Consider the following 24,007-nt stretch of genomic DNA (forward strand, 5'->3'; position numbering starts at 1 on the left):
CTCGTGACGTAAAGTGTCAGTCACGCATAGGGGCTGGCGCAATCACTTCCCGCGAGCCATTGGTGTTCATGGAGGTCACGACGCCCGCCATTTCCATGGCTTCGATCATACGCGCTGCGCGGTTGTAGCCAATCTTGAGCTTGCGCTGCACGGCCGAAATCGACGCACGACGGCTTTCCAGCACGAAGTTGACCGCCTCGTCATACAGCGCGTCGGTTTCGCTGTCATCGCCGTCGCCACCGCCGCCGCTGTCAAAGCCACTGCCCGCCTCCTCAACGCCCGCCAGAATGTCGTCGTTGTATTGCGGGGTGCCGCGCAGTTTCCACGCCTCGACGACGCGGTGAACCTCGTCATCGGACACGAATGCGCCGTGAACCCGAATCGGCAGGCTGGTGCCGGGCGGCATGTAGAGCATGTCACCGTGGCCCAACAGCTGCTCGGCGCCGCCCTGGTCGATGATCGTCCGGGAGTCGATCTTGCTCGACACCTGGAACGCCATGCGGGTCGGGATGTTGGCCTTGATCAGACCGGTGATAACGTCCACCGAAGGACGCTGGGTCGCGAGGATCAAGTGAATACCGGCCGCCCGCGCCTTCTGAGCGATACGTGCGATCAGTTCTTCGACCTTCTTGCCGACGATCATCATCATGTCGGCGAATTCGTCGACCACCACGACGATGGTCGGCAGCTTGGTCAGCAGCGGCGCTTCGTCGTGAATGCTTTCGCGGTGGTACAACGGATCGGACAGCGGCGTACCGGCATCCTCGGCTTCCTTGACCTTGTGGTTGAAGCCGGACAGGTTCCGCACGCCCATCTTCGCCATGAGCTTGTAGCGGCGCTCCATTTCTGCCACCGACCAGCGCAGGGCATTGGCGGCGTCTTTCATGTCGGTCACCACCGGGCACAGCAGGTGCGGGATACCTTCGTAGATCGACAGCTCAAGCATTTTCGGGTCGATCATGATCAGCTTGGCGTCTTCCGGCCCCGACTTGAACAAAATCGACAGGATCATCGCGTTCACACCCACCGACTTACCGGAACCGGTGGTACCGGCGACCAGCAGGTGAGGCATCTTCGCAAGGTCGGTGATGATCGGCTTGCCGCCGATGTCATGACCGAGCGCCAGGGTGACCGGCGATTTGAAGTTGTCGTATTCCGGGGTCGACAGCACCTCGGAGAAGCGCACGATCTGGCGGTCTTCGTTGGGAATTTCGATACCGACGGTGGTCTTGCCGGGAATGACCTCAACCACACGAACGCTGGTCACGGCCAGGGATCGCGCAAGGTCTTTCGCCAGGTTGGCAATGCGGCTGACTTTCACACCCGCTGCCGGCTGGATTTCGTAACGAGTGATCACCGGACCCGGGTGAATCGAGTCCACGGAGACTTCGACACCAAACTCCTTGAGCTTGATTTCCAGCAGATGACCCACTGCAGCCAAAGATTCAGGCGAGTAGTTGAGCTGTTTCTTTTCTGCCGGATCGAGAATCGAAATCGGCGGCAAGGTGCCTTCCACGGCGCTGTCGACGAACAACGGCACCTGTTTTTCTTTCTGGACGCGCTTGCTCGGCTCTGGCGGACGGACCGGCGCAGGGGCAATAACGGCGGGAATGTGTTTCTCGCGCGCCGCCATGTGTTCGGTCAGCACTTGCTCACGCTCGATCAGCCGCTCTTTGGCCTTGGCCTGCTCACGACGATCGGGCGCCACCGGCGCGACAACCTCATCGATGCGCATGTCGACTTCGCGCAGTTGCGCAACCATTTGCTTGCGTTCGTTACGGGCTGTCCACCAACGGTTGATCGCGCTCTGGAACAGCTCGAAGAGGTCCAGCGTGATCTTGCCCGTGGTGTCCATGACCTTGAACCACGACAGATCGGTGAACACGGTCAGGCCGAACAGGAACAGTGCGATGAACAGCAAGGTGCTGCCCTGCACGTTCAGCGCGCGCTTGGCCAGATCGCCGAGCACTTCACCCAATACGCCACCGGCAGAACCGGGCAGCCCGGAAGCGGAATGGAAGTGAATGTGCGCCAGGGCCGCGCCTGCGAGCACCAGAAACACGAGGCCGATCAGGCGCCAGGAAAACAGCCAGCCGCTCCACTGCCACGGCTCATGGCGGTGGCGGAACACCTGATACGCCTTGACGCCCAGCAACAGCGGGAAGATATAGGCGAAGTAGCCGAGCACCATGAACAGGATGTCGGCGGCGAATGCGCCCGCGCGACCGGCCGCATTCTGCACCTGCACGGAACTGCTGGTGTGACTCCAGCCCGGATCGCCTTGATCGTAGGTCAGCAAGGCCATCATCAGGTACAGGCACAGAAAGCCGAATGCGATCAGCGCACCTTCCTTGAGTCGGTAGTGCAAATGCTGCCGCCAGAGCGGAACGGGACTGGGTGCTGCGGTGGATTTCTTCAAAACGCTTCAATTCCTGCGCGCTAGCGCGAACATCTTAGTGGTTGACTATGAACGACTGCATCGACGAAATAGTACTGACCAATCCCTGAGAGCCTTGAGACGACAACATCGTTGAAGGCACGCTCGACAGGCGACTTGAAATGAGGTTAAACAACATCGGGCATTGTACGGATTTGCACGCCGCACGCCACGTTAGTCTGGCGTGGACCTTGCAGATCTTCAAGCGCCGGTGACAACGGGCGATTTGAGCATGCATTTTCTTAGCTGACAAAGGCTTATGACGTGTTTATCTCAATCTTCACAACTGTCCAAAGGCCATGCTCCGCTTGAAGACCCTCAATGCACCTTACATTCAACGATGTCGCTGCAGTCAACGGCGTGTGACCGCAGTCACCGCCCGTAGTTGCACGGCGGCTCACCACTCCCCTCCCCTCTCGCAAAAGTCTTGACGCCATGCTGACCTGGTTACAACGCGACACGCTTGAATTTCCGCCGCTGGAAAAGGCCATGCGCGAGCCAAACGGGCTCCTGGCCGGAGGTGGCGACCTGTCCGCCGACCGGCTGATCCGGGCCTATCGCCACGGCTGCTTCCCTTGGTATCAGCAGGGGCAGCCGATCCTCTGGTGGTCGCCGGATCCGCGCACGGTTCTGTTTCCTGAAGAACTGCACGTTTCCCGCAGCCTGGCCAAAGTGCTGCGTCAGCAAAAGTATCAGGTGACCTTCGACCAGGATTTTGCGGGGGTCATACGCGCCTGCGCAGCGCCGCGAGACTACACAGACGGCACCTGGATCACTGGCTCCATGCAGGCTGCCTATATAGAGCTGCACGCACGCGGTTTTGCCCACAGCGTAGAAGTCTGGGAGAACGGCGAACTGATCGGCGGGCTTTATGGCTTGGCGATGGGCCAACTGTTTTTTGGCGAATCGATGTTCAGTCGCGCCGATAACGCCTCCAAGGTCGGATTCGCGACACTGGTCGAACATCTGAAGCAGTGGGGGTTCGTGCTGATTGACTGCCAGATGCCGACGCAACACTTGCAAAGCCTGGGTGCCCGCTCCATTGCGCGCCAGACCTTTGCCGATTACTTGAACAAACACCTCGATCTGAGCAATTCCGCCGACTGGCTACCTAGGCGAGTTTGATTCGGCTGGCATACACTCTTAACTAAAGTTTTTCTCGAGGGTTGATCATGACCGAGCTGGCGCGGCTTAAGTTTTATGCCACTCAACCCCACTCCTGCAGCTACCTGCCCGAGGAACAAGCCACCACGCTGTTTCTCGATCCCAGCCAGCCGATGGACGTGCAGGTCTACGCCGACCTTTCGGACATGGGGTTTCGCCGCAGTGGCGATCATCTTTATCGCCCGCACTGCCAGAATTGCAGTGCGTGCGTGCCTGCACGGATTCCCGTCGGTCTGTTCGAGCCCGATCGTCAGCAGAAACGCATCTTCAAGAAAAACGCCGACATCGAAGTCACCAGCACCAAGCCGCACTTCAGCGAAGAATATTTCGACCTTTACCAACGCTATATCGAGCAGCGCCACGCCGACGGCGACATGTTCCCGCCCAGTCGCGATCAGTTTTCGACCTTTCTGGTACGCGACCTCCCGTTCTCGCGTTTCTATGAGTTTCGCGTCGAAGGACGATTGCTGGCCGTCGCCGTGACGGACCTGCTGCCCAACGGCTTGTCGGCGGTTTACACCTTCTACGAGCCCGCCGAAGAAAAACGTAGCCTGGGGCGTTACGCGATTCTCTGGCAAATTGCCGAAGCCGCTCGCCTGCAACTGCACGCGGTGTATCTGGGCTACTGGATCAAGAACTGCAAAAAGATGAATTACAAGACCCAATATCGCCCTATCGAGCTGCTGACCAATCAAAGATGGGTCACTCTTTACTGAAGCCCTTGGCTTAACCCCCATTTTTCGGGCACAATGCAGCCCGCTTTTGCCTGGCTGCCGTTTGCACCGGGCCATTCATTGGATACCGAGGGCTTTACTGCATGTCGAAAGAAGACAGCTTCGAAATGGAAGGCACTGTCGTCGACACCCTGCCCAACACCATGTTCCGTGTGGAGTTGGAAAATGGGCACGTCGTAACCGCGCACATCTCCGGCAAGATGCGCAAGAACTACATTCGTATTCTTACCGGCGATAAGGTCCGCGTTGAACTGACGCCCTACGACTTGAGCAAAGGGCGCATCACTTACCGCGCCCGCTAACAGGTCTTAACAAAAACGCCCGGCACATGCCGGGCGTTTTTGTTGGCGCAACGTAAGCTCAACACCCTTTGCAGGAGCGCGCTTGCCCGCGATTACCGACTGGCTGACACACATGCGGTGACTGATACGACGACATCGCGGGCAAGCGCGCTCCTACAGGTTTTTCGCAGACAACAAAAAGGCGCCAATCGGCGCCTTTTTGCTGTGTCGCGGTGAAACGTCAGGCCATTTCCGCCGTGGTTTCGTAGTCGAACGTGATCTCGCCGTCCTTGTAGTCGATGTGAACCACACCGCCATGCTCGGACAACTCGCCGAACAGAATCTCCTCGGCCAGTGGACGCTTGATCTTGTCCTGGATCAGACGCGCCATTGGGCGAGCGCCCATCGCAGCATCGTAACCGCCTTCCGCCAGATAGCTTCTGGCCGCATCGGTCACCTCAAGCAGCACACGCTTGTCTTCCAGTTGCGCCTGAAGTTCGGTAAGGAACTTGTCCACCACGCTTTTGATGACCTCATGGCTGAGGCGACCAAACTGAATGATGGTGTCCAGGCGGTTGCGGAATTCAGGCGTGAAACTCTTCTTGATGACTTCCATCGCATCAGACGAGTGGTCCTGATGGGTGAAGCCGATCGAAGCACGCGCTGCCGTTTCAGCACCGGCGTTGGTGGTCATGATCACGATCACATTGCGGAAGTCCGCTTTGCGGCCGTTGTTGTCGGTCAAGGTGCCGTGGTCCATCACCTGCAGGAGCAGGTTGAAGACTTCCGGGTGCGCCTTCTCGATCTCATCGAGCAGCAGCACACAGTGCGGCTGCTTGGTGATGGCTTCGGTCAACAGACCGCCCTGATCGAAGCCGACATAGCCTGGCGGCGCACCGATCAGACGCGAAACGGTGTGACGCTCCATGTACTCGGACATGTCGAAACGCACCAGCTCGATACCCAGCGCTTTCGCCAACTGGCGAGCCGCCTCGGTTTTACCGACACCGGTAGGGCCTGCGAACAGGAACGAACCAACCGGCTTGTCTGGCGATTTCAGACCCGCACGGGACAGCTTGATCGCAGTCGACAGAGAATCGATCGCCGCGTCCTGACCAAAGACCGTGAGTTTGAGGTCACGCTCAAGGTTACGCAGCAGTTCCTTGTCGGAGCTGTTGACGTGTTTTGGCGGAATCCGCGCGATTTTCGCGACGATGTCTTCAACCTGAGCCACTTCGATGCGCTTCACGCGCATCTCTGCCGGCTGCAGACGCTGATAGGCACCCGCCTCGTCAATCACGTCGATGGCCTTGTCCGGCATATGCCGGTCATTGATGTAGCGCGACGCCAGTTCAGCGGCGGCACGCAGGGCTTCATCACTGTATTCGATGCTGTGGTGCGCCTCGAAGCGGCCTTTCAGGCCACGCAGAATACCGATGGTGTCTTCTACCGAAGGCTCGGACACGTCGACTTTCTGGAAACGGCGAGCCAGTGCACGGTCTTTTTCGAAGATGCCGCGGAATTCCTGGAACGTGGTCGAACCGATGCAACGGATATCACCCGAAGACAGCAACGGTTTGAGCAGGTTGGAGGCATCCATCACGCCACCCGACGCAGCACCGGCACCAATGATGGTGTGGATTTCGTCGATGAACAGGATCGCGTGCGGACGTTTTTTCAGCTCACCCAGCAACGCCTTGAAGCGTTTCTCGAAATCACCCCGGTATTTGGTCCCTGCCAGCAAGGCACCGAGGTCCAGGGAATAGACGACGCTGTTAGCCAGCAGGTCAGGCACCTGGTTGTCGACGATACGCTTGGCCAGACCTTCGGCGATGGCGGTCTTGCCCACACCGGCCTCACCGACGAGCAGCGGGTTGTTTTTACGACGGCGCGCGAGGATCTGAGCGACACGCTCGACTTCCAGCTCACGGCCTACAAGCGGATCGATGCGGCCTTGACGGGCCAGTTCATTCAGGTTGCTGGCATAGGCATCCAGAGGATTGCCCGAAGAAGAAGACTCGCCGCCCTCATCATCCTGCATATCTTGCTCACCTTCAGAGTGTTCGCCATGCCCTGGCACCTTGGAGATACCGTGGGCGATATAGTTGACGACATCAATACGGGCAACGCTCTGCTGTTTCAGCAGGAACACAGCCTGACTTTCCTGCTCACTGAAAATGGCCACCAGAACGTTTGCGCCGGTGACTTCACGCTTACCGGAACTCTGCACATGGAACACGGCACGCTGGAGCACGCGCTGGAAGCCCAGGGTTGGCTGGGTCTCGCGATCCTCATCATGCACGGGGATCAGCGGCGTGGTGGAGTCGATGAACTCCTGAAGGTCGTGTTTGAGTTTGTCGAGGTTTGCGCCGCAGGCACGCAGAACAGTGGCGGCAGCCTCATTGTCCAATAGGGCCAGCAGAAGGTGCTCGACCGTCATGAACTCATGACGCTTCGAACGGGCCTCCTTGAAAGCCAAATTGAGGGTGACTTCGAGCTCACGGTTTAACATAGCTTCACCTCATACCCAAGTGTCCGGCGTTAACCGTCCTTCTCGATCTCACAGAGTAGCGGATGCTGGCTTTCCCTGGCGTATTGGTTCACCTGCATGGCCTTGGTCTCGGCGATGTCGCGGGTGAACAATCCGCACACTGCCCGTCCCTCTGTATGGACGGCCAGCATGACTTTGGTCGCCAGCTCACGATTCAGGTTGAAAAACACCTCGAGCACTTCGACCACGAAATCCATCGGGGTGTAGTCATCGTTGAACAAAACCACCTTGTACATCGGTGGCACCTGCAATGTCGGCTTGGCTTCCTGTACGGCTATGCCCGCCGCGTCGTCCTCATGGGATTGCGGATCATCCTGATTGAATGTTAGTCGAATCTTGCTGATTGCATGCATGGTAAAGAAGGTTCGTAGGGGACGAAATTGAAATAAGTAGTCACAGGCATACAGGTTTTCAACTGGACCGCTGCGTGACCTTGACTAACGGCTAAACGGTGTTACAAACAATAGAACCCACATTGGGTAAAAAGGGTCCGCGCAGTCAACCAAAATTTTTTAGGTCCGGCGGATGAGAGGTGATGATACTCCCATCGGAGTCCTTTGCAGAGGGATGTGACTATGCTAAGCGGTAAGGTCAAGTGGTTTAATAACGCCAAGGGGTATGGCTTCATCGTTGAAGACGGCAAGAACGAGGACCTGTTTGCTCACTACTCGGCGATTGAAATGGATGGCTACAAAACCCTCAAAGCCGGCCAGCCGGTTCAATTTGAGACCATCCAGGGGCCGAAAGGTCTGCACGCCGTAAAGATCAGTGGGCTAACGTCGACCGCCAGCGCCAATAAAGAAGCAGCTCACTCACACGAAAAGCAGCACGAACACAGCTGAAATCACGCCTGAGCCGGACCGTTCAAGCGCGAGACAGGAAAAGCCGGTTAGCTCCACTTCTGGACTGACCGGCTTTTTTTCGTCTGAGGCAGGGTGCAGGCATTACATATGAGAGATCAGCGCATCCCCGAAGGCCGACGAAGACAGTAATTTGGCTCCGTCCATCAACCGCTCGAAGTCGTAGGTTACGGTTTTCGCCGAAATCGCACCGTTGGTGCCCTTGATGATCAGGTCCGCCGCCTCGGTCCAGCCCATGTGCCGCAACATCATTTCGGCAGACAGGATTAACGAACCCGGGTTCACCTGATCCTTGCCGGCATATTTGGGCGCGGTGCCGTGGGTGGCTTCGAACATCGCCACGGTATCGGACAGGTTGGCGCCCGGCGCGATGCCGATGCCGCCCACTTCTGCCGCCAGCGCATCCGAGAGGTAGTCCCCGTTGAGGTTGAGCGTGGCAATCACGTCATATTCGGCCGGACGCAGCAGGATCTGCTGGAGCATGGCGTCGGCAATCGCGTCCTTGACGATCACGTTCTTGCCGGTTTTCGGGTTCTTGAACTGCATCCACGGGCCGCCGTCCAGCAGCGTTGCGCCGAACTCGCTCCCCGCCACCTCGTAGGCCCACTCCTTGAAGGCACCTTCGGTGAATTTCATGATGTTGCCTTTGTGGACAATGGTCAGCGAATCGCGATCGTTATCCACGACATACTGAAGGGCTTTTCGGGCCAGACGCTGAGTGCCCTCCTTTGAGACGGGTTTGACGCCGATGCCACAGTCCTGATCGAAGCGGATCTTGGTCACGCCCATTTCTTCCTTGAGAAACTTGATGACCTTGATCGCCTCGGGCGACCCGGCCTTCCACTCGATTCCTGCATAAATATCTTCGGAGTTCTCGCGAAAGATCGTCATGTCCACGTCGCCCGGCTTTTTCACAGGGCTCGGCACGCCTTCGAACCAACGTACCGGACGCAGGCACACGTACAGGTCAAGCTGTTGGCGCAACGCCACGTTGAGCGAGCGGATCCCGCCGCCGACTGGCGTGGTCAGCGGCCCCTTGATCGACACCACGTAGTCTTTCACGGCATCCAGGGTTTCCTGCGGCAGCCAGGTGTCCTGGTCATAGACTTGCGTGGCCTTCTCTCCGGCGTAGACCTCCATCCAGGCAATCTTGCGCTCGCCGTTGTAAGCCTTGTTCACCGCCGCATCGACCACCTTGATCATGACCGGGCTGATATCGACGCCGATGCCGTCGCCCTCGATGTACGGGATGATCGGATGGTTTGGCACGTTGAGCGAGTGATCGGCATTGACCGTGATTTTTTCGCCCACCGCTGGCACCTTGATCTTCTGGTATCCCATGCTGACTCCGCCTGTTCTTGTTATCGCGTGATAGAGCGTTCGGGTTCTGGAGCGTTGCGCCAGGAAGCGCGCGCTCCACGAGCGTAGACCACTTGAACAGGCTTCGAAGCGAATGCTCCTTTAGTCGAAAACTGACCCGTTATTCATCTGCCCTACAGAACCCGCGGCAACCTGCGACAGGTTGCCGCAGCCCGCATGAGACGGGGGTTTGCCGGTTTTTCACCGTTTTTGACGTGGCGACCAACGGCGCTGAATCGTTCCACGGGAGCGCAAAGCGTTCACACTACTATCGTAGTAATGGCCGGGACCGGTGATATACTCGCGCCGGTGACCATAGGGTCATTGGGGGCCGAGCCATCTTAAAGCCCTCGACAGGCTGGACCGTTACCACAGCCCAGCTGCTTGATGCTCGACTGATCTACCCCACATCACGCGACGAAATTCTCGACTTTCGGCTCATCGATACTTTGGGCGAAAGTGCCTACCCTGCGCATCTCGAAATTTTGTGTACGCTCAGCAAAGAAGAGAGTTATCCCGAAAATGTCCAACCGCTCGAAGATCATCTATACCTTCACCGACGAAGCGCCTGCCCTCGCCACCTACTCACTCCTTCCTATCATCGAAGCGTTCACCGCCTCCGCTGATATCGCCGTCGAAACCCGCGACATCTCTCTTGCAGCCCGCATCCTGGCCAGCTTCCCTGAGCAGCTGGGCGACAAGAAGGTTTCCGACGATCTGGCAGAGCTGGGCGAACTGGCGACCACGCCGGAAGCCAACATCATCAAGCTGCCGAACATCAGCGCCTCGGTTCCGCAACTGAAGGCCGCGATCAAGGAGCTGCAAGCCAAGGGCTACAACGTCCCGAACTATCCGGACGAAGTCGTGACCGACGCCGACAAGGCCGCCCGTGCTGGCTACGACAAGGTCAAAGGCAGCGCCGTGAACCCGGTTCTGCGTGAAGGTAACTCTGATCGCCGCGCACCGCTCTCGGTGAAGAACTACGCGCGCAAGCACCCGCACAAAATGGGCGCCTGGGCTGCAGACTCCAAGTCCCACGTTGCCCACATGGACAACGGCGACTTCTACGGCAGCGAAAAATCCTCGCTGATCGAAACCGCTGGCGCCGTGAAGATCGAACTGATCGGCAAAGACGGCAGCACCACCGTGCTGAAAGACAAGACGTCGGTGCTGGCCGGTGAAATCATCGACTGCGCCGTCATGAGCAAAAAAGCCCTGCGCGCATTCGTGGCCAAGGAAATCGAAGACGCCAAGAAGCTGGGCGTTCTGTTCTCGGTTCACCTGAAAGCCACCATGATGAAGGTTTCCGACCCGATCATGTTCGGCGAGTTCGTCGCCGAGTACTACCAGGACGCGCTGAACAAGCACGCTGAAGTCCTGAAGGAAATCGGCTTCAACCTGCACAACGGTATCGGCGACCTGTACGCCCGTATCAAGGACCTGCCAGCCGACCAGCAAGCGCAGATCGAAGCGGACGTCAAAGCCGTTTACGCGACCCGTCCTGCGCTGGCGATGGTCAACTCCGACAAAGGCATCACCAACCTGCACGTGCCGAGCGACGTCATCGTCGACGCCTCGATGCCTGCGATGATTCGTGATTCCGGCAAGATGTGGAACAACGACGGCGTCCTGCAGGACACCAAGGCCGTGATCCCGGATCGCTGCTACGCCACCATCTACCAGGCTGTCATCGAAGACTGCAAGAAACACGGCGCCTTCGATCCGACCACCATGGGCAGCGTGCCAAACGTCGGCCTGATGGCTCAGAAAGCCGAAGAGTACGGCTCGCACAACAAGACTTTCCAGATTGAAACTGACGGCGTGGTCCGCGTGACCGACGACAAAGGTCAGGTTCTGATGGAACAGAACGTTGAAGCCGGCGACATCTGGCGCATGTGCCAGACCAAAGACGCGCCGATTCAAGACTGGGTCAAGCTGGCCGTGAACCGTTCGCGCCTGAGCAACACCCCGGCCATCTTCTGGCTGGACCCGCAACGTGCTCACGACGCGGTGATGATCAAGAAGGTCGAGAAGTACCTGAAGGATCACGACACCACTGGCCTGGACATCAGCATCAAGTCGCCGGTCGACGCGATGAAGGTTTCCCTGGAGCGTATCCGCGCTGGCAAGGACACCATCTCGGTGACTGGCAACGTGCTGCGTGACTACCTGACCGACCTGTTCCCGATCATGGAACTGGGCACCAGTGCCAAGATGCTGTCGATCGTTCCGCTGATGAACGGCGGCGGTCTGTTCGAAACCGGCGCTGGCGGTTCGGCACCGAAGCACGTTCAACAGCTGAACGAAGAGAACTTCCTGCGCTGGGACTCGCTGGGCGAATTCCTGGCACTGGCGGCTTCGCTGGAGCACTTGGGTAACGTCTACAACAACCCGAAAGCGCTGGTACTTGCCACTGCCTTGGACAAGGCCACCGGCCAGTTCCTGGACAACAACAAGTCGCCGTCGCGCAAGGTTGGCGGTATCGACAACCGCGGCAGCCACTTCTACCTGGCCACCTACTGGGCTCAGGCTCTGGCGGCCCAGACCGAAGATACTGCCCTGCAAGCCAAGTTCACCGAGCTGGCCAAAACCCTGACCGATAACGAAACCACCATCGTTAACGAGCTGAACGCTGTTCAGGGCAAACCTCTGGACATCGGCGGTTACTACTTCGCCACCCCAGAACTGGCCAGCAAAGCCATGCGCCCGAGCAAAACCCTGAACGACGCGATCAACGCGTTGAAGTAAGGTTTGCCGGATAGGCGGCTCACCCCGCCGAACGCAAAATGAAAGCCCCGGCCATGTGTCGGGGCTTTCTTGTTTATTGGGGTACACACGATCCCCTGCAGGAGCAATCGGAGGTTACGACGGTCGCGATGCGGTGTGTCAGGAAAACCGCTATCGCGCCCCCCCCTAACCTCGGATTGCTCCGACATTTACCGAGGAGATTTCGAATGACCTGGCAACCCCACATCACCGTCGCCACCATCGTCGAAGACAACGGCCGCTTTCTGTTCGTCGAAGAAGTCAAAAATGACAAACGGGTACTCAATCAGCCCGCGGGCCATCTGGAAGCCAACGAAACCCTGCGCGACGCCGCGATTCGCGAAACCCTGGAAGAAACCGGCTGGGACGTCGAATTGACCGGCGTGGTCGGCATTTATCTGTACACCGCGCCCAGCAACGGTGTGACCTATCAGCGGGTGTGCTTCACCGCCAAAGCCGTGAAACACCATCCCGACCGCGTACTGGACACCGGCATCGTCGGCGCGCCGTGGTTCACTCACGACGAACTGGCCGCTCAACCCGAGCGCTGGCGCAGCGAGCTGGTCCTGCAATGCCTCGACGATTACCTGGCAGGCCCGGTCCACAGCCTGGATGTCGTGCGCAACTGAATAGCTTTTAGCCTTGACGCCGAGTCCCTGATAGAATCGCGTCCTTTTCCAAGCTACCCATCGAACCCCTATGTCTGATTCAGCCTTTTCCGATACAGAAAAGAAGCGCGTCATTGTCGGCATGTCCGGCGGCGTGGATTCTTCGGTCTCCGCCCTTCTGCTCATGGAGCAGGGGTATCAGGTGGAAGGCCTGTTCATGAAGAACTGGGAAGAAGACGACGGAACGGAATACTGCACCGCCATGGACGACCTCGCGGACGCCCAGGCCGTGTGCGACCGCATCGGTATCAAGCTGCACACGGTGAACTTCGCCGCCGAGTACTGGGATAACGTCTTCGAACACTTCCTCGAAGAGTACAAGGCCGGCCGCACGCCGAACCCGGACATCCTGTGCAACCGCGAAATCAAGTTCAAAGCCTTCCTTGATTACGCTTTCATGCTCGGCGCTGACCTTATTGCCACCGGTCACTATGTGCGTCGCCGCGACATCGACGGCCGCACCGAATTGCTCAAAGGCCTGGACCCAAACAAGGACCAGAGTTACTTCCTGCACGCGGTGGCGGGCGAGCAGATCGCCAAGACCCTGTTCCCGGTCGGCGAACTGGAGAAGCCTGAAGTCCGTGCGATTGCCGAGAAGTACCAACTGGCGACCGCGAAGAAAAAGGACTCCACCGGCATTTGCTTCATTGGCGAACGTCGCTTCACCGATTTCCTCAAGCAGTACCTGCCTGCGCAACCGGGCGAGATCAAGACCACTGAAGGCGAGGTCATCGGCCGCCATGCGGGCCTGATGTATCACACCATCGGCCAGCGCCAGGGCCTGGGCATCGGCGGGCTGAAAGACGCCGGCGACGAGCCATGGTACGTGCTGGAAAAAGACCTGGTGAACAACGTGCTGATCGTCGGTCAGGGCAACGAACACCCGTGGCTGTTCTCCCGCGCCCTGCTCGCCTCGAAAATCTACTGGGTCAACCCGATTGACCTTAGCACCCCGCGCACGCTGACCGCCAAGGTCCGCTACCGCCAGGGCGATCAGCGCTGCACCCTGGAACGTACCGACACCGGCTACCGCGCCACCTTCGACGAACCGCAACGGGCCGTGACCCCAGGCCAGTCCGTGGTGTTCTACGACGGTGAAATCTGCCTCGGCGGTGGCGTCATCGAAATCGCCGAACCCTGGCACAGCAAGGACCCTCGTCGATGAGTCCGATTCAAGAGCAACTCACTGCCCTCGGCGGCGTGTTTCAGGCGGCCGTACTGGTGGACCGGATCGCCAAGACCGGGCAGGCCAGTGAGGCGGCTGTCGGCTGCCTGCTGGGCGGATTGCTGGTCATGGACCCGAAGGACACGCTCGATGTGTTCGGCGGCGACGACCTGAACCTGCGCGAGGGTTACCGCGCCCTTGCCAGTGCTCTTGAGCGCGACCCCGGGACGCTTCAGCGCGAACCACTGCGCTATGCGCTGGCCATGCTCGGCCTCGAGCGTCAGCTGTCCAAGCGCGACGACATGCTCGACACCATCGGCAAGCGCCTGCCGCAGATCAAGTCGCAGGTCGAACACTTCGGCATCGTTCACGAGAACGTGATCGCCGCCAGCGGCGCGCTGTACCAGGACACCCTGAGCACACTGCGTCAGCGTATTCAGGTCCACGGCGACATGCGCAACCTGCAGCAACCCAACAACGCCTCGAAAATTCGCGCCCTGCTCCTGGCCGGTATTCGCTGCGCGCGACTTTGGCGACAAGTGGGCGGTCACCGCTGGCAACTGGTCATCAGCCGTCGCAAGTTATTGAAAGAACTGTACCCGCTGCTGCACGGCTGATGGCCGAGCGCATCGAAACAGCGCATTTACCCGACACAGCGCGTCTCCTGTCGGTCAACCGGCCTCGGCTGATCCGAATTTTCATGTATGATACGCGCCCCTTTTCGTTGCCCGACTGTCCGAGAACACCCCATGCAGCTTTCTTCGCTCACTGCGGTTTCCCCTGTAGACGGCCGCTACGCCGGCAAAACCCAGGCCCTGCGCCCCATTTTCAGCGAATACGGCCTGATCCGTTTCCGCGCCCTCGTTGAAGTTCGCTGGCTCCAGCGCCTGGCGGCTCACCCGCAAATCCCTGAGGTCCCGGCCTTTTCCGCCGAGGCCAACACCATTCTCGACGCACTGGCCAATGACTTCGCCCTGGAGCACGCCGAGCGTGTGAAAGAGATCGAGCGCACGACCAACCACGACGTCAAGGCGATCGAATACCTGCTCAAGGAGCAGGCTGCGAAACTGCCGGAATTGGCCAAGGTCAGTGAATTCATCCACTTCGCCTGCACCAGTGAAGACATCAACAATCTGTCCCACGCCCTGATGCTGCGTGAAGGCCGCGACACGGTCCTGCTGCCGCTGATGCGTCAGATCGCCGAATCCATCCGCGAGCTGGCGATCCGTTTCGCCGCCGTGCCGATGCTCTCGCGCACCCACGGCCAGCCTGCTTCGCCGACCACACTGGGCAAAGAGCTGGCGAACGTCGTCTACCGTCTGGAGCGTCAGATCGCTCAGGTCGCGGCCGTTCCCCTGCTGGGCAAGATCAACGGCGCCGTGGGCAACTACAACGCTCACCTGTCGGCCTACCCGGACATCGACTGGGAAGCCAATGCCCGCGCCTTCATCGAAGACGAGCTGGGCCTGGGCTTCAACCCGTACACCACGCAGATCGAACCGCACGACTACATTGCCGAGCTGTTCGACGCGATCGCGCGCTACAACACCATCCTGATCGACTTCGACCGCGACATCTGGGGCTACATCTCCCTGGGCTACTTCAAGCAGAAGACGGTCGCTGGCGAAATCGGTTCTTCGACCATGCCGCACAAGGTCAACCCGATCGACTTCGAAAACTCCGAAGGCAATCTCGGTATCGCCAACGCCCTGTTCCAGCACTTGGCAAGCAAACTGCCGATTTCCCGCTGGCAGCGCGACCTGACCGACTCCACCGTGCTGCGCAACCTCGGCGTGGGCTTCGCTCACAGCGTGATTGCCTACGAAGCGAGCCTGAAAGGTATCGGCAAGCTGGAGCTGAACGAGCAGAAGATCGCTGCCGACCTGGACGCCTGCTGGGAAGTGCTGGCCGAGCCGATCCAGACGGTCATGCGCCGCTACGACATCGAGAACCCGTACGAGAAGCTCAAGGAACTGACGCGCGGCAAGGGCATCAGCCCTGAAGCACTGCAGACGTTCATCGACGGTCTGGACATGCCTGCCGAAGCCAAAGCCGAGCTCAAGAAGCTCACCCCGGCCAACTACATCGGCAACGCCGTGGCACAAGCCCAGCGCATCTGATCGCACCGCACACGCTCTGAACGCCCGGCTGAGCCGGGCGTTTTTATTCCGGTCTGAAAAACACGCTTTTTCAATAGGTTACACATGAATCCTGATATTCCTGTTCAGCTGCTTGGCGGCATCACCGCGCGCGAATTCCTGCGTGATTACTGGCAGAAAAAACCCCTGCTGATTCGTCAGGCGATCCCGGATTTCGAAAGCCCGCTCGACGCTGACGAACTGGCCGGCCTGGCGCTGGAAGAAGAAGTCGAGTCGCGCCTGATCATCGAAAACGGCGTGCGCCCGTGGGAAATGCGTCGCGGCCCGTTTCCCGAGGACGAGTTCAGCAAGCTGCCCGAAACCGAATGGACGTTGCTCGTACAAGCCGTTGACCAATTCGTCCCGGAAGTGGCCGAGCTGCTGGAAAACTTCCGCTTCCTGCCAAGCTGGCGCATCGATGACGTGATGATCAGCTACGCCGCACCGGGTGGCAGCGTCGGCCCGCACTTCGACAACTACGACGTGTTCCTGCTTCAGGGCCACGGCAAGCGCCACTGGAAGATTGGCCAGATGTGCGACGCCGACAGCCCGTTGCTCGAGCATGCGGACCTGCGCATCCTCGCCGACTTTCAGGGCACCGAAGAATGGACCCTGGAACCGGGCGACATGCTCTACCTGCCGCCGCGCCTGGCCCACTGGGGTGTCGCGGTGGACGACTGCCTGACCTACTCGGTCGGCTTCCGCGCGCCAAGTGCAGCTGAAGTGCTGACTCACTTCACCGATTTCCTCAGCCAGTTCATGTCTGACGAAGAACGCTACACCGATGCCGATGCACAGCCGGTCAGCGACCCGCACCAAATCCAGCGTGACGCCCTTGACCGCCTCAAGGCGCTGCTGGCCGAACACATGGGTGACGAGCGCCTGCTGCTGACCTGGTTCGGCCAGTTCATGACCGAGCCGCGTTACCCGGAACTGGTGACCGGCCCGGAACTGGACGACGCCGACCTGCTCGACAGCCTGGAACAGGGTGCGATTCTGATCCGCAACCCGAGCGCGCGCCTGGCGTGGTCCGAAGTCGATGACGACCTGCTGCTGTTCGCCAGCGGCCAGAGCCGTCTGTTGCCCGGCCGTCTGCGCGAGCTGTTGAAACTGGTCTGCGCGGCCGATGCACTGCATATGGATAATCTGGGCCAGTGGCTGGCGGATGAAGACGGTCGTAGCTTGCTCTGCGAGCTGGTCAAACAAGGAAGTCTGGGGTTTGCTGATGAATAAGATCCGTGTACGGGTAGCTGACTGGCAGAAAGACAACGCCGATATCCGGCGCATTCGCGAAGCCGTGTTCATTGCCGAGCAATCGGTACCGCCCGAACTGGAATGGGATGCCGAAGACGCAGGCGCCCTGCACTTCCTGGCACTGGAAGGCGACTACCCGGTCGGCACCGCTCGTCTGCTGCCTGATGGCGAAATCGGTCGCCTGTCGGTGCTCAAGGACTGGCGCGGGCTAAACGTCGGCGACGCACTGCTGACGGCCGTGATCGCCGAGGCAGAGCAACGCGATCTCAAGGAGCAGAAGCTGAGCGCCCAGGTCTACGCCACGGCGTTCTACGAGCGCTTTGGCTTCACGGTGGTCAGCGAAGAGTTCCTCGAAGCCGGCCTGCCTCACGTTGACATGGTGCGCAGCTCACGCTGAATCGCGCGCCACTCAAAAGCGAACGCCCCGCCGCTCCTGGCTCAGCTGACTATGCTGAAACCAGGACGCCGGGGCGTTCTGCTGTCTGCGATTCAATTTGGCCAAGTCCAGGCCGACAAACTGTCACACTCAACGCTTTGATGCGCCCCCTCGCGGAGATCACACCGATGTCGTTACGTACCCTGCTCGCTTCGATGCTGTTGGCTTGCAGCTTCACGGCCGTTGCCGCCACCGAAGTCATTCCCCTCAACTACCGCACCAGCGACGACCTGATGCCCACGGTGAAGTCATTTCTGGGCGACGAGGGCAGCGTCAATGCCTACGGCAACAAGCTGATCGTCAATGCCGAACCAAGCAAGATCAATGAGCTGCGCGACCTGCTGTCCCAGCTGGACACCGCGCCGAAACGCCTTCTGATCAGTGTCGACACCAGCGACAACACCGTTCAGAACGATCAGGGCTACTCGGTCAACGGGACTGTCCGCTCACAGAACGGCCGGGTGAGCGCCAACAGCCAGACCCGCATCATCAACTATGGCACCGCCAGCCGTGACGGCGGCGTGCAGCAGGTTCAGGCGAATGAAGGCACGCCCGCGCTGATTCAGGTCGGTCAAAGCATCCCGATCACCGACGTGCAGACCGACTCGTACGGTTACGCCCAGAGCAATACCCAGTACCGCAATGTCACGCGCGGCTTCTACGTGACAGCCAGCGTCACCGGCGACATCGTTCATCTGAACATCAGCACCAACAACGACCGCATGAGCCAGCAACGCGCCGACGCGATCAAGGTGCAGAGTACGGACACACAGGTCAGTGGCAGGCTCGGTGAATGGATTACGCTGGCGGGCGTCAGTGATCAGTCCCGCGCCGACGAACAAGGCGTCGCGCGCCGCTACTCCACCCAAGGTCGCGATGACATGACGCTGCGCGTCAAAGTCGACAGCCTGGATTGATCCTCCGGCCCCATGACGAATGTAAGCGCACTCCGGCAACTTATGTAGTGCGCATTTTCGCACTACATAAGCCCTCCCACCTCGTGACCACCCAGTCCCAGAGCGGCCTCGCGGTATCAGTACCTTTGGGCCTGAAACTGACTGATGGGTCGTATTAGTCAAAATATGTAGTGCGACTAAAAAAGCACTACAAAGTGTTTGACGAAGCAAAATCGCCAAGGCATGATGGCCTCGCTCCCACTGATTGGAGGTTTTCGCAGAAAGCCTCAGAATCGCGCTCAAACTCAACCAAGTTGAGCCGATTCGCGTCTTTTACGCCCAAAAGGCGGTTTCATCGCATCACTATCGTGACCGCGAAAAAAATCCAGGCTTGAACGCAATGCTTTCCGATTCAGTGAGCAGCCATAAGTGCGCCTGAAAAAACCGTAGGGCGTCGGCGGAGCAAAGAGCTTTCACCTCAAGACTCACCAGACAATGCGACGAGGTTTACCCCATGGCACTGACACGCGAACAACAAATTGCAGCCATCGAGAAAGACTGGGCCGAGAATCCACGCTGGAAAGGCGTGACCCGCACCTACTCCGCTGCTGACGTCGTCCGCCTGCGTGGCTCGATCCAGCCAGAACATACGTTCGCCAAACTGGGCGCTGAAAAGCTCTGGAATCTGGTGACGCAGGGCGCCAAGCCGTCCTTCCGTCCCGACAAGGATTTCGTCAACTGCATGGGCGCCCTGACTGGCGGCCAGGCGGTGCAACAGGTCAAAGCCGGCATCCAGGCGATCTACCTGTCCGGCTGGCAAGTCGCCGCGGACAATAACTCCGCCGAGTCGATGTACCCTGACCAGTCGCTGTACCCGGTGGATTCGGTGCCCACCGTGGTCAAGCGCATCAACAACTCGTTCCGCCGCGCCGACCAGATCCAGTGGAAAGCCGGCAAGAACCCGGGCGACGAAGGCTATATCGACTACTTCGCGCCGATCGTGGCTGACGCCGAAGCCGGTTTCGGCGGCGTATTGAACGCCTACGAACTGATGAAGAGCATGATCGAGGCGGGCGCTGCCGGCGTGCACTTCGAAGACCAGTTGGCGTCGGTGAAGAAGTGCGGCCATATGGGCGGCAAGGTGCTGGTGCCTACACAGGAAGCGGTGCAGAAGCTGGTCGCGGCACGTCTGGCGGCTGACGTTGCGGGCGTACCGACCATCATTCTGGCGCGTACCGATGCGAACGCTGCGGACCTGCTGACCTCCGACTGCGACCCGTACGACCAGCCGTTCGTGACCGGCACCCGCACCCCCGAAGGTTTCTACAAGGTGCGCGCTGGCCTGGATCAAGCCATCGCTCGTGGCCTGGCGTACGCGCCGTATGCCGATCTGATCTGGTGTGAAACCGCCAAGCCGGATCTGGACGAGGCTCGCCGCTTCGCCGAAGCGATCAAGAAGGAATACCCGGACCAACTGCTGTCGTACAACTGCTCGCCTTCCTTCAACTGGAAGAAGAACCTGGACGACGCCACCATCGCCAAATTCCAGCGCGAGCTGTCGGCAATGGGCTACAAGCATCAGTTCATCACCCTGGCGGGCATCCACAACATGTGGCACAGCATGTTCAACCTGGCGCACGACTACGCCCGCAACGACATGACCGCCTACGTGAAGCTGCAAGAGCAGGAGTTCGCTGACGCCGCCAAGGGATACACCTTCGTGGCGCACCAGCAGGAAGTCGGCACCGGCTACTTCGACGACATGACCACCGTCATCCAGGGTGGCAAGTCCTCGGTGACCGCACTGACTGGCTCCACCGAGGAAGAACAGTTCCACTGAGTGCCGATTTTTCGGAGCTTCTTCCTCTAAAAACACATGGTCGCCTCCGGGCGACCTTTGTGTTTTCAGCACTGCCAATAAGCTGCTTACAACGCCAACAATGACCTCATAGACGCCTCATATCGGGCACACCGAGTTAATTAACACCGTCGCTTATTAACCTTTCATTTGACGATCGCAATAACGTCAACTTCGTCACGTTTCAGTGACACACCCTAAAACATGACTCAAATGATATTAATTATCATTTGACCCGGTCGATTTTCTTTACCGTTTGTGGGAAACATAATTAACAAAATGTGCCGTAATGCCCGTGCCATAGGGGCTCGCGTACCAAAACCGTGACTTATCTCATTAATCCTACGAATAAATTTGATGTAGAAAATTTACTTGCCCTCCTTTTGCACATAAAATCCCGGAATTGATCGCACTGCGACATATCGTCACTGCTTCTACTTCTTTTCAAGCTCAGAGACCCTTGCTCTCTGTTAAGGACTGCCAGCATGCCCGAATCGACAGGTCTGATTGCCCACAACTGGGGCTTCGCCATTTTCCTTTTGGGCGTTATCGGCCTCTGTGCCTTCATGCTCGGCCTCTCCAGCCTGCTGGGTTCCAAAGCCTGGGGCCGCAGCAAGAACGAACCGTTCGAATCCGGCATGCTGCCCACAGGCGGCGCCCGCCTGCGGCTCTCCGCAAAATTCTATCTGGTCGCGATGCTATTCGTGATTTTCGATATTGAAGCCCTCTTTCTGTACGCCTGGTCTGTGTCCGTCCGCGAAAGCGGCTGGACCGGCTTCGCCGAAGCTCTCGTTTTCATAGCAATTCTGTTGGCAGGTCTTGTCTACCTATGGCGTGTAGGGGCGCTCGATTGGGCTCCCGTAGGTCGTCGTAATCGGCAGGCGAAGCTAAAACAATGAGGCTTTGGCAATGCAATACAATCTCACCAGGATCGACCCGGATGCTCCTAACGAGCAGTACCCCATCGGCGAACGGGAAACCGTTTCCGATCCGTTAGAAGATCAAGTCCACAAAAACATCTTCATGGGCAAGCTCGAAGACGTGCTGAGCGGTGCTGTCAACTGGGGTCGCAAGAACTCCCTTTGGCCGTACAACTTCGGTCTGTCCTGCTGCTACGTGGAAATGACCACCGCCTTCACGGCGCCCCACGACATCGCACGCTTCGGCGCCGAAGTCATCCGGGCATCACCGCGTCAGGCGGACTTCATGGTTATCGCCGGTACCTGCTTCATCAAGATGGCGCCGATCATCCAGCGTCTGTATGAGCAAATGCTCGAGCCTAAATGGGTCATCTCCATGGGTTCGTGCGCCAACTCCGGTGGCATGTACGACATCTACTCTGTAGTCCAGGGCGTGGACAAGTTCCTGCCTGTGGATGTCTATGTGCCCGGCTGCCCGCCCCGCCCAGAGGCATTCCTGCAAGGCCTTATGCTGCTGCAGGAATCCATTGGCCAGGAGCGTCGTCCTCTTTCCTGGGTCGTCGGCGACCAAGGCGTGTATCGCGCCGAGATGCCGTCGCAGAAGGAACAGCGCCGCGAACAGCGTATTGCTGTGACAAACCTGCGCAGCCCCGACGAAGTCTGATCCAGTTTTTCTTTTACAAAAAGAAGCCTGAACCTGGGTTCATTCTGTACGTTGACCGATAGCGATCGAGACCTATGACTGCAGACACCGCTCTGTACATCCCGCCTTACAAGGCTGACGACCAAGATGTCGTCGTTGAACTGCACAACCGCTTTGGCGCCGAGGCGTTCACCGCCCAATCCACTGTCACCGGCATGCCGGTGCTGTGGGTCGCCCGTGCAAAACTGTTCGAAATCCTGACGTTCCTGCGCAACGTGCCCAAGCCGTACTCGATGCTGTACGACCTGCACGGTGTGGACGAGCGCCTGCGCACCAAGCGCCGTGGCTTGCCGGACGCCGATTTCACGGTGTTCTACCACCTGCTGTCGGTAGAGCGTAACAGCGACGTCATGATCAAGGTCGCCTTGTCCGAAGGCGACCTCAGCGTGCCGACCATCACCAGCATCTGGCCGAATGCCAACTGGTACGAGCGTGAAGTGTGGGACATGTTCGGGATCGATTTCCCGGGCCACCCGCACCTGAGCCGCATCATGATGCCGCCGACCTGGGAAGGTCACCCGCTGCGCAAGGACTACCCTGCCCGCGCCACCGAATTCGACCCGTACAGCCTGACGCTGGCCAAACAGCAACTGGAAGAAGAAGCCGCGCGCTTCCGTCCGGAAGACTGGGGCATGAAGCGTTCCGGCACCAACGAGGACTACATGTTCCTCAACCTGGGTCCGAACCACCCGTCCGCTCACGGTGCGTTCCGTATCGTGCTGCAGCTGGACGGTGAAGAAATCGTCGACTGCGTTCCGGACATCGGCTACCACCACCGTGGTGCCGAGAAGATGGCCGAGCGTCAGTCCTGGCACAGTTTCATCCCGTACACCGACCGTATCGATTACCTCGGCGGCGTGATGAACAACCTGCCGTACGTGCTCTCGGTCGAGAAGCTGGCCGGCATCAAGGTGCCCGAGAAGGTCGACGTCATCCGCATCATGATGGCCGAGTTCTTCCGTATCACCAGTCACCTGCTGTTCCTGGGTACCTATATCCAGGACGTGGGCGCGATGACCCCGGTGTTCTTCACCTTCACCGACCGCCAGAAAGCCTACACGGTGATCGAAGCCATCACCGGTTTCCGTCTGCACCCGGCCTGGTATCGCATCGGTGGTGTCGCTCACGACCTGCCACGCGGCTGGGAAAAACTCGTAAAGGATTTCGTCGAGTGGCTGCCCAAGCGCCTGGACGAATACACCAAGGCCGCCCTGCAGAACAGCATCCTCAAGGGTCGTACCATCGGCGTTGCCGCCTACAACACCAAAGAGGCCCTGGAATGGGGTGTCACCGGTGCCGGCCTGCGTTCCACCGGTTGCGACTTCGACCTGCGCAAGGCGCGTCCTTACTCGGGTTACGAGAACTTCGAATTCGAAGTGCCGCTGGCACACAACGGCGATGCCTATGATCGCTGCATGGTCCGCGTCGAAGAGATGCGCCAGAGCATCAAGATCATCGACCAGTGCATGCGCAACATGCCGGAAGGCCCGTACAAGGCGGATCACCCGCTGACCACGCCGCCGCCGAAAGAGCGCACGCTGCAGCACATCGAAACCTTGATCACGCACTTCCTGCAGGTTTCGTGGGGCCCGGTCATGCCGGCCAATGAATCCTTCCAGATGATTGAAGCGACCAAGGGCATCAACAGTTATTACCTGACGAGCGACGGCGGCACCATGAGCTACCGTACCCGGATTCGCACCCCAAGCTACCCGCACCTGCAGCAGATCCCTTCGGTGATCAAAGGCAGCATGGTCGCGGACTTGATCGCGTACCTGGGTAGTATCGACTTCGTTATGGCCGACGTGGACCGCTAA

Annotated in this window: 20 protein-coding genes; 16 read left to right on the forward strand and 4 right to left on the reverse strand. The window is 59.0% G+C overall.

The features are described from left to right. Positions 1–16: 16 nt before the first annotated feature. On the reverse strand, positions 17–2,419 hold the full coding sequence (ftsK, locus tag BLS87_RS21225) for a DNA translocase FtsK (protein ID WP_074755292.1): 2,403 nt from the start codon (positions 2,417–2,419) through the stop codon (positions 17–19). 453 nt (positions 2,420–2,872) lie between these two features. Between ftsK and aat the strand changes: the two genes are divergently transcribed. The 3 genes from aat (at position 2,873) to infA (ending at position 4,637) form a co-directional block, all read left to right on the forward strand. Next, entirely contained in the window at positions 2,873–3,562 is a 690-nt protein-coding gene (gene aat, locus BLS87_RS21230; RefSeq protein WP_074755294.1) for a leucyl/phenylalanyl-tRNA--protein transferase, read from the forward strand. Positions 3,563–3,609: 47 nt separating this feature from the next. Beyond that, positions 3,610–4,317 (forward strand): arginyltransferase, encoded by a 708-nt coding sequence (locus BLS87_RS21235; protein ID WP_074755296.1) that lies wholly within the window; start codon positions 3,610–3,612, stop codon positions 4,315–4,317. Positions 4,318–4,418: 101 nt separating this feature from the next. Further along, complete coding sequence (gene infA, locus BLS87_RS21240; RefSeq protein WP_002553999.1) at positions 4,419–4,637, forward strand: translation initiation factor IF-1; 219 nt, start codon at positions 4,419–4,421, stop codon at positions 4,635–4,637. Between the two features lie 220 nt (positions 4,638–4,857). Here infA and clpA read toward each other — a convergent pair whose 3' ends face one another. Both clpA and clpS read right to left on the reverse strand, forming a co-directional pair. After that, positions 4,858–7,128: an ATP-dependent Clp protease ATP-binding subunit ClpA gene (clpA, locus tag BLS87_RS21245; protein WP_074755298.1), complete on the reverse strand. Its 2,271-nt coding sequence runs from the start codon at positions 7,126–7,128 to the stop codon at positions 4,858–4,860. A gap of 29 nt (positions 7,129–7,157) precedes the next feature. Further along, positions 7,158–7,520, reverse strand: coding sequence for an ATP-dependent Clp protease adapter ClpS (gene clpS, locus BLS87_RS21250; protein ID WP_074755300.1), 363 nt, complete (start codon positions 7,518–7,520; stop codon positions 7,158–7,160). Positions 7,521–7,742: 222 nt separating this feature from the next. Between clpS and cspD the strand changes: the two genes are divergently transcribed. Continuing rightward, entirely contained in the window at positions 7,743–8,009 is a 267-nt protein-coding gene (gene cspD, locus BLS87_RS21255) for a cold shock domain-containing protein CspD (protein ID WP_074755302.1), read from the forward strand. A 102-nt stretch (positions 8,010–8,111) separates the two neighbouring features. On the opposite strand, the gene icd is transcribed toward cspD, so the two are convergent. Next, positions 8,112–9,368, reverse strand: a complete 1,257-nt coding sequence (icd, locus tag BLS87_RS21260; RefSeq protein WP_074755304.1) for an NADP-dependent isocitrate dehydrogenase — start codon at positions 9,366–9,368, stop codon at positions 8,112–8,114. A 540-nt stretch (positions 9,369–9,908) separates the two neighbouring features. Here icd and BLS87_RS21265 point away from each other — a divergent pair. The 12 genes from BLS87_RS21265 (at position 9,909) to nuoC (ending at position 24,007) form a co-directional block, all read left to right on the forward strand. Further along, a complete protein-coding gene (locus BLS87_RS21265) occupies positions 9,909–12,134 on the forward strand; it encodes an NADP-dependent isocitrate dehydrogenase (RefSeq protein WP_074755306.1) in 2,226 nt (741 codons plus the stop codon). Positions 12,135–12,340: 206 nt separating this feature from the next. After that, positions 12,341–12,781 (forward strand): NUDIX hydrolase, encoded by a 441-nt coding sequence (locus BLS87_RS21270; RefSeq protein ID WP_074755308.1) that lies wholly within the window; start codon positions 12,341–12,343, stop codon positions 12,779–12,781. A gap of 70 nt (positions 12,782–12,851) precedes the next feature. Then, positions 12,852–13,985, forward strand: coding sequence for a tRNA 2-thiouridine(34) synthase MnmA (mnmA, locus tag BLS87_RS21275; protein WP_074755310.1), 1,134 nt, complete (start codon positions 12,852–12,854; stop codon positions 13,983–13,985). Continuing rightward, positions 13,982–14,602: a high frequency lysogenization protein HflD gene (gene hflD, locus BLS87_RS21280; RefSeq protein ID WP_074755312.1), complete on the forward strand. Its 621-nt coding sequence runs from the start codon at positions 13,982–13,984 to the stop codon at positions 14,600–14,602. The genes mnmA and hflD overlap by 4 nt, the downstream gene beginning before the upstream one ends. A 132-nt stretch (positions 14,603–14,734) precedes the next feature. After that, on the forward strand, positions 14,735–16,105 hold the full coding sequence (gene purB / locus BLS87_RS21285; RefSeq protein WP_074755314.1) for an adenylosuccinate lyase: 1,371 nt from the start codon (positions 14,735–14,737) through the stop codon (positions 16,103–16,105). 84 nt (positions 16,106–16,189) lie between these two features. Next, positions 16,190–17,356, forward strand: a complete 1,167-nt coding sequence (locus tag BLS87_RS21290; protein ID WP_074755316.1) for a ribosomal protein uL16 3-hydroxylase — start codon at positions 16,190–16,192, stop codon at positions 17,354–17,356. Then, positions 17,349–17,774 (forward strand): GNAT family N-acetyltransferase, encoded by a 426-nt coding sequence (locus BLS87_RS21295; protein WP_074755318.1) that lies wholly within the window; start codon positions 17,349–17,351, stop codon positions 17,772–17,774. Before BLS87_RS21290 ends, BLS87_RS21295 begins: the two co-directional genes overlap by 8 nt. A gap of 167 nt (positions 17,775–17,941) precedes the next feature. Further along, on the forward strand, positions 17,942–18,730 hold the full coding sequence (locus BLS87_RS21300) for a secretin N-terminal domain-containing protein (RefSeq protein ID WP_074755320.1): 789 nt from the start codon (positions 17,942–17,944) through the stop codon (positions 18,728–18,730). Between the two features lie 493 nt (positions 18,731–19,223). Further along, on the forward strand, positions 19,224–20,549 hold the full coding sequence (gene aceA, locus BLS87_RS21305) for an isocitrate lyase (RefSeq protein ID WP_074755322.1): 1,326 nt from the start codon (positions 19,224–19,226) through the stop codon (positions 20,547–20,549). A gap of 503 nt (positions 20,550–21,052) precedes the next feature. Next, complete coding sequence (locus BLS87_RS21310) at positions 21,053–21,466, forward strand: NADH-quinone oxidoreductase subunit A (protein WP_062380742.1); 414 nt, start codon at positions 21,053–21,055, stop codon at positions 21,464–21,466. Positions 21,467–21,476: 10 nt separating this feature from the next. Beyond that, on the forward strand, positions 21,477–22,151 hold the full coding sequence (locus BLS87_RS21315; RefSeq protein WP_074755324.1) for a NuoB/complex I 20 kDa subunit family protein: 675 nt from the start codon (positions 21,477–21,479) through the stop codon (positions 22,149–22,151). Positions 22,152–22,225: 74 nt separating this feature from the next. Continuing rightward, a complete protein-coding gene (gene nuoC, locus BLS87_RS21320; protein ID WP_074755326.1) occupies positions 22,226–24,007 on the forward strand; it encodes an NADH-quinone oxidoreductase subunit C/D in 1,782 nt (593 codons plus the stop codon).

The organism is Pseudomonas abietaniphila (assembly GCF_900100795.1).
Lineage (GTDB): Bacteria > Pseudomonadota > Gammaproteobacteria > Pseudomonadales > Pseudomonadaceae > Aquipseudomonas > Aquipseudomonas abietaniphila.

What these genes read in the sequence shown, in the direction of transcription:
- aat (WP_074755294.1), top strand. Translation starts at nt 2,873, where the DNA reads ATGCTGACCTGGTTACAACGCGACACGCTTGAATTTCCGCCGCTGGAA.
- BLS87_RS21235 (WP_074755296.1), top strand. Translation starts at nt 3,610, where the DNA reads ATGACCGAGCTGGCGCGGCTTAAGTTTTATGCCACTCAACCCCACTCC.
- infA (WP_002553999.1), top strand. Translation starts at nt 4,419, where the DNA reads ATGTCGAAAGAAGACAGCTTCGAAATGGAAGGCACTGTCGTCGACACC.
- clpA (WP_074755298.1), bottom strand. Translation starts at nt 7,128, where the DNA reads ATGTTAAACCGTGAGCTCGAAGTCACCCTCAATTTGGCTTTCAAGGAG.
- clpS (WP_074755300.1), bottom strand. Translation starts at nt 7,520, where the DNA reads ATGCATGCAATCAGCAAGATTCGACTAACATTCAATCAGGATGATCCG.
- cspD (WP_074755302.1), top strand. Translation starts at nt 7,743, where the DNA reads ATGCTAAGCGGTAAGGTCAAGTGGTTTAATAACGCCAAGGGGTATGGC.
- icd (WP_074755304.1), bottom strand. Translation starts at nt 9,368, where the DNA reads ATGGGATACCAGAAGATCAAGGTGCCAGCGGTGGGCGAAAAAATCACG.
- BLS87_RS21265 (WP_074755306.1), top strand. Translation starts at nt 9,909, where the DNA reads ATGTCCAACCGCTCGAAGATCATCTATACCTTCACCGACGAAGCGCCT.
- BLS87_RS21270 (WP_074755308.1), top strand. Translation starts at nt 12,341, where the DNA reads ATGACCTGGCAACCCCACATCACCGTCGCCACCATCGTCGAAGACAAC.
- mnmA (WP_074755310.1), top strand. Translation starts at nt 12,852, where the DNA reads ATGTCTGATTCAGCCTTTTCCGATACAGAAAAGAAGCGCGTCATTGTC.
- hflD (WP_074755312.1), top strand. Translation starts at nt 13,982, where the DNA reads ATGAGTCCGATTCAAGAGCAACTCACTGCCCTCGGCGGCGTGTTTCAG.
- purB (WP_074755314.1), top strand. Translation starts at nt 14,735, where the DNA reads ATGCAGCTTTCTTCGCTCACTGCGGTTTCCCCTGTAGACGGCCGCTAC.
- BLS87_RS21290 (WP_074755316.1), top strand. Translation starts at nt 16,190, where the DNA reads ATGAATCCTGATATTCCTGTTCAGCTGCTTGGCGGCATCACCGCGCGC.
- BLS87_RS21295 (WP_074755318.1), top strand. Translation starts at nt 17,349, where the DNA reads ATGAATAAGATCCGTGTACGGGTAGCTGACTGGCAGAAAGACAACGCC.
- BLS87_RS21300 (WP_074755320.1), top strand. Translation starts at nt 17,942, where the DNA reads ATGTCGTTACGTACCCTGCTCGCTTCGATGCTGTTGGCTTGCAGCTTC.
- aceA (WP_074755322.1), top strand. Translation starts at nt 19,224, where the DNA reads ATGGCACTGACACGCGAACAACAAATTGCAGCCATCGAGAAAGACTGG.
- BLS87_RS21310 (WP_062380742.1), top strand. Translation starts at nt 21,053, where the DNA reads ATGCCCGAATCGACAGGTCTGATTGCCCACAACTGGGGCTTCGCCATT.
- BLS87_RS21315 (WP_074755324.1), top strand. Translation starts at nt 21,477, where the DNA reads ATGCAATACAATCTCACCAGGATCGACCCGGATGCTCCTAACGAGCAG.
- nuoC (WP_074755326.1), top strand. Translation starts at nt 22,226, where the DNA reads ATGACTGCAGACACCGCTCTGTACATCCCGCCTTACAAGGCTGACGAC.